General features: G+C 62.4%; 2 protein-coding genes. Both read left to right on the top strand.

Going from position 1 to position 2,050, the window contains the following annotated elements; translation table 11 throughout:
- Nucleotides 1–11: 11 nt before the first annotated feature.
- Complete coding sequence (locus AB0F72_RS40460) at nucleotides 12–152, top strand: tetratricopeptide repeat protein (RefSeq protein ID WP_360444065.1); 141 nt, start codon at nucleotides 12–14, stop codon at nucleotides 150–152.
- A 1,254-nt stretch (nucleotides 153–1,406) separates the two neighbouring features.
- The gene (locus AB0F72_RS40455) at nucleotides 1,407–1,775 is read left to right on the top strand and encodes a hypothetical protein (RefSeq protein ID WP_360444020.1); all 369 of its coding nucleotides are present in this window, start codon (nucleotides 1,407–1,409) and stop codon (nucleotides 1,773–1,775) included.
- Nucleotides 1,776–2,050: the final 275 nt, after the last annotated feature.

Genomic DNA, 2,050 nt, shown 5'->3' with positions numbered 1-2,050 from the left:
ACCTCGGCAGCGTGTTGCAGGCTCTGGGCCGGCTCGACGACGCCCGCACCGAGTACGAGCAGGCCCTGACGATCAGCCTGGCCGCCCTCGGCCCCAACCACACGCAAACCAAGGCCATTCGCCGTCTCCTTGACGAATTGCCGGAAACCTAGGTCGCCTTTGCAACACCGGCCCGGACACCCAAGGTGAACTGACGCCTCCGGCATCTTCTGAACTACTGGAACGAACCTCGCCAGCAACTGCGCCAACCGGGAAGCAGCCCGCCAACCGCACCAAGCCGTACACGCTATGGACCGGCTGCCGCTCGCGTGCGGTTTACGGAGTTGCTCCCCCGCCAACACCCCTTTCAAGCGCCACAACCGGGTGCGAACCGACGCACTCTCATCGGCAATTTAGGGTTGAAGCCGAGAAACTTCGCCCTACCGTCGCTGGGTTGCAGGCATGACGGATCATGCCAAGTTTAGCCAAGCCGACTAGACGAAGCTGTGAAACCTCGCTACCGTGGCGCTACGGCTGTAGCGCCAGCCCGTAGCCCGAGCCGAAAGCTCGAGGCCCAAGGTTCTCGGAATCGCGCCTCTGTTCCTGCTTGCAGAGGAGGCTGCGAACCTTGCCACCGGTCAGTCGCACACGTAGATCACTCACTGCTCTTCCCGTAATGACGACGAGTGGTGCGCTAGCGTGGGCATCCGCCCAAGATTCGATCACGGCAGTCCTGTTCGGCGGCGCGGCGATAGCCGCGACCCTCATCCTTGCAATTCTACTATTTTGGGCCTTGTCGGATGAGGGACGTTCTGATCGTCTTACCCGGCTGATTAAGGTATGGAATGAACGGCGATGAAAGCGTCGAGATCGCTATACGTGGTCGCCGTTCAAGCACTCTCATCGGCATGAGAATGGCCAGTCACTTCCGCCGGGTAGCGCGTGGTGAAACGTGACAGACTGGAGTACCCGCTCAGGGACGCTGATGCTGGTACAGCGGGTCGAACCCCAGGTAAGCAATCTTCTCCCGGGCGGTCACTGCCACGGCCGGCTCGTCCACGGGCCGGGTACAGCAAGCCAAGATGGCTTGCCGGTGGATGGTTCAGGTACTCCGCCCAGCGGCAGCCCTACCGAGATGCGAGCGACGACCGCCCTCGATCGCGGCGTTGACCTGGTCTGTCTGACTTCCGTACCCCGTCGCGACGATTTCCGGATGTCGGCCCCGCAGGGTGTGCTTGGGGGCGGATCATGACGGCATGACCCAGTCCGGCTATCTCGACACGTTGCCGGCCACACCCATAACGACGGTGGCGCCACCCGGATCCAGTCGGCCGCCGCGAGACGTCCGGCCAGTATCGCGGAACGTACCGGCTTCGCACCGGGTGCCCATGATGATCGTGCTCATGCGGGAACACAAAGGACACACGATGACGCGCTACAAGTTCGAGTCCGTGACTGCGCACTACGCGAACGTTGCAAGCCCCGCGGAAAAGCTCCTATTTGAGTGGGACCCCGATACGGGGATGCCGAGCCGACTCGAGTGGCTGCATGGCGGGGTTCCCTGGTACCTACACAACGAGCCGGGACAAATCACTAAGGAAAACCCCAACTTGAGATATTTCGACGTGGACCTCCGAGTCACCACCGCCAAGCATGAGGAAGTCGAGAGAGCGCTCAAGGGAAAACTCACCTGCAACGTGAATGGACCGCCGCACGCCGCAGTCTTCGCTGCCATCTTGGAAGGCACCGGAAGTTCCTGGCTCGTGGCGGAGGGTACCCTGGTCAGTGTCGATTAATTACTCAACGCGCTAGTTGAATGGTGGTGGCGCCAGCCCGGCCCAGCGGGTTTACGTGTGCGCTCGTCCGATGCACTGCTGACGCTTAGTGCCGGCGGCGTGGAGACCACTGCACCGGCGCCACCAGGCCGTGTTTCGGAAGTGAATCGTGCGCATAGAGGGCTCGCTAGGCGCACCTGCGGAACGCAGTCGGGTAGCCCCGACGCATTGCTGCGCCGGGGCCCCCTCAGAACCGTGCGTGCAACTCGTCGCGGCACACGGCTCAAGCAAGCCAC

It is taken from the genome of Actinoplanes sp. NPDC023936, assembly GCF_040639325.1.
Classification (GTDB): Bacteria; Actinomycetota; Actinomycetes; order Mycobacteriales; family Micromonosporaceae; genus Actinoplanes.
This window is presented reverse-complemented; position numbering and strand designations above follow the sequence as displayed.

What these genes read in the sequence shown, in the direction of transcription:
- AB0F72_RS40455 (WP_360444020.1), top strand. Translation starts at nt 1,407, where the DNA reads ATGACGCGCTACAAGTTCGAGTCCGTGACTGCGCACTACGCGAACGTT.